Origin of the sequence: Aminicella lysinilytica (assembly GCF_004362975.1) — a bacterium.
In the GTDB taxonomy this organism is placed as follows: Bacteria; Bacillota; Clostridia; order Peptostreptococcales; family Anaerovoracaceae; genus Aminicella; species Aminicella lysinilytica.
This window is the reverse complement of the sequence record NZ_SNXO01000063.1, coordinates 1-7,101: the sequence shown is the minus strand read 5'-3', so window position 1 is coordinate 7,101 and position 7,101 is coordinate 1. Positions and strand designations below refer to the sequence as shown.

The 7,101-nt window shown below is 42.6% G+C and carries 6 protein-coding genes and 2 riboswitches; of the genes, 1 reads left to right on the top strand and 5 read right to left on the bottom strand.

Going from position 1 to position 7,101, the window contains the following annotated elements; all coding sequences use genetic code 11:
• Nucleotides 1–40: 40 nt before the first annotated feature.
• Nucleotides 41–544, bottom strand: coding sequence for a hypothetical protein (locus tag EV211_RS10275; protein ID WP_133529343.1), 504 nt, complete (start codon nt 542–544; stop codon nt 41–43).
• Between the two features lie 215 nt (nt 545–759).
• Between EV211_RS10275 and EV211_RS10270 the strand changes: the two genes are divergently transcribed.
• A complete protein-coding gene (locus tag EV211_RS10270; RefSeq protein ID WP_133529344.1) occupies nt 760–1,305 on the top strand; it encodes an NADH peroxidase in 546 nt (181 codons plus the stop codon).
• A gap of 61 nt (nt 1,306–1,366) precedes the next feature.
• Here the strand turns inward: EV211_RS10270 and EV211_RS10265 are convergent, their stop codons facing one another.
• The 4 genes from EV211_RS10265 to EV211_RS10250 all read right to left on the bottom strand — a co-directional run bounded on the left by EV211_RS10265 (nt 1,367) and on the right by EV211_RS10250 (nt 6,506).
• Complete coding sequence (locus EV211_RS10265) at nt 1,367–1,696, bottom strand: type II toxin-antitoxin system RelE/ParE family toxin (protein WP_133529342.1); 330 nt, start codon at nt 1,694–1,696, stop codon at nt 1,367–1,369.
• Nucleotides 1,686–1,946: a type II toxin-antitoxin system Phd/YefM family antitoxin gene (locus EV211_RS10260; protein ID WP_133529341.1), complete on the bottom strand. Its 261-nt coding sequence runs from the start codon at nt 1,944–1,946 to the stop codon at nt 1,686–1,688. The genes EV211_RS10265 and EV211_RS10260 overlap by 11 nt, the downstream gene beginning before the upstream one ends.
• Nucleotides 1,947–2,107: 161 nt before the next feature.
• Nucleotides 2,108–3,880 carry an InlB B-repeat-containing protein gene (locus EV211_RS10255; protein WP_133529340.1) on the bottom strand — a complete coding sequence of 591 codons (1,773 nt, stop codon included), beginning with the start codon at nt 3,878–3,880 and terminating at the stop codon, nt 2,108–2,110.
• Between the two features lie 34 nt (nt 3,881–3,914).
• Nucleotides 3,915–3,998, bottom strand: a riboswitch (cyclic di-GMP riboswitch).
• A 267-nt stretch (nt 3,999–4,265) separates the two neighbouring features.
• The gene (locus EV211_RS10250) at nt 4,266–6,506 is read right to left on the bottom strand and encodes an Ig-like domain-containing protein (RefSeq protein WP_207668023.1); all 2,241 of its coding nucleotides are present in this window, start codon (nt 6,504–6,506) and stop codon (nt 4,266–4,268) included.
• Between the two features lie 33 nt (nt 6,507–6,539).
• A riboswitch (cyclic di-GMP riboswitch) is annotated at nt 6,540–6,623 on the bottom strand.
• Between the last annotated feature and the right edge of the window lie 478 nt (nt 6,624–7,101).

Here is a 7,101-nt window from a genome sequence, read left to right as displayed (position 1 = left end):
TTCTGTTTTGCTCTGATAAAACAGAAATTAATCTTGCAAATTATTTTCTACTGGAATTTTCTTTTGCAAACTGGAAGTTAGTTTTGCAATCGACCGACGCAAAAGGCTCGCTGCTGCCGTCCAGATAAAAGTCCAAAGTAAACTTGGCCTTTCTCTCGCCCAAGGCGTCTACGGTGAATCTGCCGACTTTATTTCCGGAGAAATCAAACTGTCCCCCAAAGGTATATCTGGCCGATGTCAGATCTCCCTTCTGGCCTTTTATCAATATTCCATTGCCACCGGTGTTCTGGCTGATGCTGACCTTGCTGTTGTCGCACTTGAACGCCCCGTCCTTGTAATAGTCCGCGGCCGACTGCTTCCCGTAGGGATCCGAGACGACCCCGGCGTCTGCCTTTGCAGTAGCCTTTGTGCCTGCGGCTGAACCCGCGCCTGCGCCGGACCCTGTGGCGGCAAAACTTTGTGCCTGGGGCAGCGAATATGCTGCGGCTATGACCAGGGCCAGCAATACCACGAAAGCAGGCCTTATCCAACTTTTCTTACTCATAAATTTACCCCTCATTTCAATAACTTTATTTAACTACCTAAATCATAATCCCGACGTAAGTCACGGTCAAATTAAGATTTGTTAAGTCAGTATTAAGATTACGAAAGAATCTTTTGATTATTTCTGTGGTACATATTCGATTTATGTGGTAAAATTAAGTTAGTTAAGATCTGTCACATGGCGGGTCATTCTAAATGAGAATAAGGAGGAAACTAATTATGAAATGGGTATGTTCAGTTTGCGGATACGTTTATGAAGGCGAGCAGCCACCTGCGAAATGTCCTCAGTGTAAGGTTCCTGGAGATAAATTTGTTAAACAGGAAGAGGGATCAGCTGAGTGGGCTGACCAGCATGTTGTTGGCGTAGCTAAGGGAGTTGACCAGGAAATCATAGACGGACTTCGCGCAAACTTTGAAGGCGAGTGTTCAGAGGTCGGCATGTATCTGGCAATGGCAAGAGTAGCTCACAGAGAGGGTTATCCTGAGGTTGGTATGTATTATGAAAAGGCAGCTCACGAAGAGGCAGAGCATGCAGCTAAGTTTGCAGAGCTTCTCGGAGAGGTCCTGACAGATTCAACTCAGAAGAATCTGGAAATGAGAGTAGCAGCTGAGGCTGGTGCCTGCAAGGGTAAGAAGGAACTTGCAACTAAGGCTAAACAGCTGAATCTGGATGCGATCCACGATACAGTTCATGAGATGTGCAAGGATGAGGCTCGTCACGGAGCAGCGTTCCAGGGTCTCCTGAACAGATACTTTAAATAGAGTAAAGATGAACAGGCTTGCTGCGGCAGGCCTGTTTTTTTGTCATGTGAAATAATTACAGTCAGATGTGCTTCTTCTGGTTCTGCTTATTATATAGAAGTCTCCTTACTTCCATAACTTTCTCTGCTGGGTCTTCATCTATCACTACATAATAAATAATAAAATTACCAACGTAAATTCTGTAATATGGATATCTGCGCTCTTTGTGCGACTCATATTGTTCAAAAGATTCCGCAACCGGCAATCTGTTCTTAATCGACTTTTCGACATCGTTAATAAAGCTATTTGCAGCTTCAATATTCTTCAGTGAAACTGCAATGTAAGACACCGCCTTTTCTAAGTCCTCATAAAACACCGGCAGATATCTAAGCTTATATTTACTATTTAGCATTAAGTTTCTCCCTTATCCCGTCAAACACTTCGTCATGAGACATCCGCTTACTATCATTTTCTGCAATGTAATCTGTCTGGTCGAGGGCGAACTCAACAGAATCGGTAAGTTTAGAATATGATTCCAAACTCAACACTACCATAGTGCCGTATCCATTTTTCGTAAGATATACCGGGTCCCCTTCTCGAACGACACTTTCTATTTCTGTAAACTTGTTTCTTAAATCAGATACTGGCCTGATCTTTATCATAACGGCCTCCGTTCTATATATTATCATAATTTTATCTATAAGTTGATAATATATCAAAGCGATGCACCTGTCAACATATTTATCCCAACCTAAAAGAGGATGCCATGTGGCATCCTCTTCTTGGTTTCTCTTGTGTTTATGTGAATTGAAATTGGTTAAGCTTATTCAGCTTCCTTACGACGAAGGGCAATTACAACTCCACCAAGTGCGATACTTGTCAGACCTAAGACTGACCAAAGTACCAGCTCGCTGTTGTCTCCTGTATCAGGGACGCTAGAATCAGTTGTGGTGTTTACTGCCGTTCCTGTCGAAGAACCGCTTCCACTACCATTTCCATCGCTGTTGTTATTGCTCGGATTATCTGATGATGATCCTCCGCCGTTGTTATTGTTGTCCGCATTATTGTTGTCTGAATTTCCGTTGTCGCTGCTTACTGAGCGATAATAGCTCAAAGTAAGAGTGTTTGTCAACGGATCCCGAACTGCTGTCTTGGTAAGAGTAGATTTACTCTCGTCCAATCCATAAGTGTTTCCATTGTATGTTGCCCACGCGTCTTCCGGAGTTACGGAAATCGTTGAACCAACTGTTGCTACTGTAGCGTCCTTCAGGTTTACAACTGAACTGTTGTCCTGAACGTACTCACCGCCGTCAGTGCTGGTATAGTAGTTAGCAATCACATTGTATGTGGAAGTAACTGCTACAGCCGGATATTCCTTAAATGTCCAACTTCCTGTGTATGTCTTTACTTTTCCAGCTAATGTTCCTTCATCCCAGCCGCTGAATGTCCATATGCCATTGGCATCACTGATCGTGTAGCCCTTGGTATATGTCTTATCAATGTTCTTGATGGCATCGCCTGTGTCATAATAAGAACTGTCAGTCGGAAGAGTTACGCCTGTAGTCGGAGCATTGGTCACCCAGTCATATTTAGCAGAATACTTCTGCTCCCAGATTGCATAGACTGTGATCGGTTCTTTATCGAATTTCACACTTGTTACGTTTGTCGTTGAATTTCTGCTAAGAGCCCATCCTTTGAATGTATAGCCTTCTCTTACAGGTGTATTGGTTGAATCCAAAGTAGCTGTTTCTGTAGTTTTATACGCTGCGCCAGTATTAGACGGCATATTACTAACTTCTTCTGATGTATTCTTGTCGTAGTTCAAAGCGTAAATAAGGTCGTTGGCTGTTACATATCCATCGACATGGTATCCATCGTTATGCTTTTTGATTACATACCAGGTTACGCTTGTTCCTGTAACCTCGACGGTCTTATTCATCTTCTTCACACTTTGATCAAAAACCGACTGTATACCTGTTATACTGTCAAATATTGACGGCACGCCAGTCAAAATGTCTGTGCGATCCAATGAAGTTCCTGAAGCATCTGCTGTATAGAACCTATTCTCGTTAGAATCAATTTTAGACCAAGATGACGGAAGCGTTATCGTACCTTCCACGCCTTCTGTGTAATTAGAGGCGCTCTGTCCTGTACTGCCAGTCGTACCAAATGTGATCTTGCTTGCATCCGTAGTACTATGAACATAATACTTGCAATTCACTGTTTTTCCTTCATCGCCTGCATTTGATTTAACTGTGACCACGCATGTGGCCGTTGCGGACCCGCTAGTAACTGTTATAGTTGACGTACCGCTGATTTTTTCAGCAGTAACGGTAGCCTTAGTCGAATCACTGTCATCAGCTTTTACTGTTGCTACATTTTCATTGCTGCTTACCCAAGTCGCATCTGAAGTCGTTCCTCCGGTGACTGTTGCGGTCAGGTCAAGCGTTTTTCCCATGTACACTGTTTCAGCAGTCTTATCCAGACTGATGGTAGTCGTAGTTGCATCATCTGCAAATACGCTTGCGATACTTCCGAAACTGTACATTCCTACTAATGCTACTGCGAGCAGTATTGCCATTAATTTTTTCTTCATTTTTTCACCTCGTAATAATTAAATCATTAATTATCGAGGCAACCGGCTGACCTGGCCTTTCGGCTTTAGTCCCCTGGCTTTGCGTCCCACGCTTTCACGCGGTTTGCCTTTTACTCTGATTGTTTATCAATCATGCGGATTTCAATAAAAAAGGCCTACCTGTGCTGTGCACTGGTAGACCAAAAATACCTATTCATCATATTTTACGTATGACAAACAAACTCCAACACAAACACAACTTAAATATAGCACTTTTATGCGCTGTGTCAAGAGTTTATGCACGATTTCTCCAAAAAAAATCGCAAACCACTGAAAAAGCCCTCGCTTACTCGAGGACTTTTTCGGTTGTGTATTTTGTGTTTATGTGAATTGAAATAGTGTAAGCTTAATTTTGTTCCTTACGACGAAGCGCGAGCACTACGCCTGCAAGGGCAATACTTGTCACGCCCAGCATCGACCAGAGTACCAGATCCATTGAATCACCGGTATCAGGTGTGTTGGCATTGGTAGCCGTTCCCGTTGAAGAACCGTTGCCGCCGTTGTTATTATTCTTCGGTGTGTCAGATGACCCACCGCCGTTATGCTTATTGTTATTGTCAGGATCGTCGCTGCCGTTCTTGACTGAACGATAGTAGTTCAACGTCAGAGTATTGGTAGCTCTATCGAGGACTGCGACCTTAGTCAGCGTTGACTTGCTCTCATCCAATCCGTACTTATTTCCGTTGTAAGCCATCCAGGAATCTTCCGGAGTAGCCGTGATAGTATCGCCAACATTTACCGTCGTTGCATCCTTGAGCGTTACCTCGGAAGCATTGTCCTTGACGAACTCGCCGCCATCAGTGCTGGTGTAGTAATTGGCTACGACATTGTATGATGTTGTCTGGACTACAGGAGTCGGAGGAGTCGGTGTTTCCTTCTTGACTGTATCTGTGACATTCACCGATGTAGTACTGTTAGATGCGATCTGGAATGCGATTGGATCGTTATAAACATCGTAATCGCTACTGTTTCCAGAAAGTGCCGCTACAGCCTTCTCCTGAAGGTAATACTGATAACCAGGCATCAGATAATCTATGGTCGTTGCTCCGGTAGTATCTGTTTCTACCATTGTAGCGTCGTTCTGATCGTCAACCCAGGAAACTGTTCCGTCTTCATTAAGTTTATAGTATTTGTAATTGTCAGAGCCATCTACTTTGTAGTAAAGCTTGAATGACGCTTTAGCAGCCCCGCCATCAGATGTCTTCTTGGTTACGGTAACACTACCGTCGATCTGCTTAGCCTGGATAGACATGTTCAAACCAAAAGCATAATTCATGAATGCATTACCCGTATTAGGTCCATTAAGTCCAGCAAATACAGCGAATACATATGCTGCATCTGATGAAGCCTTATTTATATCACCACCGTTCACTGAAGAAAGGTACTTGACCGCATTCTGGTATACTGCGGAATTATTCAGATACTCTGTAGTTCCATTCTGAACATTGCTTCCGCTACGTAGTGTAGATTTGAAGTCTGACCATTCACTGCCAGTAACATCCATTTGCAAACACTGGCCAAGCAAATGCAGGTACTTCATATCCGTAAGTCTGGAATCACTCGACACTGCCTGAACATCGTATGTGCCATCTTTATTCTCCGTAAATCTATATAAGTTGTTCGTATCTTTCTCAAGTTCAGCTTTTTCTTCAGCAGTGATTTTAAATAAGCCGTTTGAATATGTCTGATTTCCGCTGCCCATAATATCATTCCTAGCTGCTAATGGAAGGTCATACAGATTTGTCGCATTGGTATTATACTTTTTATTATAATATTGAAGATAGTAATCAAAGAGGTCTCCATCGAATCCGACTTTCTTAAGTTGTGCTGCTATGCTGCTGTTACTAAGATCACTCAATGTAAACGAGCTTCCATCCTTACCAAATAGCTCCATAAGCGCATTGTTTGGAATAGTAGCTATCTTCTGTGAATCTTTCAATTCTAATGTAGATACAGTCAAAGAACCCGCATCTATCTGATATGTATGCTTTGAACTGTTTGTAATGCCAATGTTTGCTCCAAATCCATCACCAGGCATAATGTATCCATAAGTATCCCAAGCTCCAATAAAATCATTTCCAAAATCTATAGTCTGAGTTCCACTGGCATTCTCGCCAATATTGTAACTCATATACGAGCCTTTAGCCGCGTCTGCCTCTGTCTGAGCATATTTTACATCCTGTGTAGAGCCGCTATTCTCCTTCGGATTTGAAACCTCTACCGTGGATCCTTCAGAGTCTTTATTGGAGGCTACGGTCACGCTAGCTGTTGTGCTTGCCACTTCTGCTCCATCTTTCTGAGCAGTAGCCGTTACTGTTGCCGTTCCTTCAGCTACGCCGGTCACTGTACCATCTGATACTGTGGCTACTTTTTCATCGCTGCTCTTCCATACTACTGTTGCGCCATCGGCGTTCTTTACCGTTGCAGTTAACTTGGTTGTGTTACCTACATAAAGAGTTGCCGAACTGTTGTCCAGTTCTATGGATGGGGTCGTAGTATCTTCAGCGAATACACTTCCTATACTCCCGAAAGAGTACATCCCTACTACTGCTACTGCGAGCAATAGTGCCATTAATTTCTTCTTCATTTTACACCTCATAATAGTTAATTCACTAATTATCGAGGCAGCCGGCTGACCTGACCTTTCGGCGTTAGTCCCTTGGCTTTGCGTCCCACACTTTCACATGGTTTGCTCTTTTCTTCGACTGATTTCTAATTTCATGTGTAGCCCATAAAAAAATCTACCTGTGCTTATGCACTGGTAGACAGTTAATCCTTCTTTAGGTAACTCAATAAATGAACCTACAACACAAACACGAATATTAATATAACATTAATATTCATTTAGTCAACCCCTTTATGCAAAAATAACTTCAATATAATATCGTCAAATTGCGATGTTTATTGGAATTTCAGGGCTTACGCGATTGTTTTTTGTATTCTTTGTTTGTTTGTGTGAATATGTGCGTATAGTTATGTGGTAGATAACCCGTATTGGAATGCTAACGGATATATTGGTTTTGCACATTGCAATAAACTGACTGGTTTAGCACGAAATACTTGTTTTCACCCAAATCGCCAATATAGCGTAAGCATCAAAACATAGGCACATAGGTAAAAAAACAGAGCAGTTCGCAACTGCCCTGTTATAGCTTACAGTGTTTGTTTACATTCTTCTGGAA

Coding starts and splice junctions, on each gene's coding strand:
- EV211_RS10265 (WP_133529342.1), bottom strand. CDS start 1,696: ATGCTAAATAGTAAATATAAGCTTAGATATCTGCCGGTGTTTTATGAG.
- EV211_RS10250 (WP_207668023.1), bottom strand. CDS start 6,506: ATGAAGAAGAAATTAATGGCACTATTGCTCGCAGTAGCAGTAGTAGGG.
- EV211_RS10260 (WP_133529341.1), bottom strand. CDS start 1,946: ATGATAAAGATCAGGCCAGTATCTGATTTAAGAAACAAGTTTACAGAA.
- EV211_RS10255 (WP_133529340.1), bottom strand. CDS start 3,880: ATGAAGAAAAAATTAATGGCAATACTGCTCGCAGTAGCATTAGTAGGA.
- EV211_RS10275 (WP_133529343.1), bottom strand. CDS start 544: ATGAGTAAGAAAAGTTGGATAAGGCCTGCTTTCGTGGTATTGCTGGCC.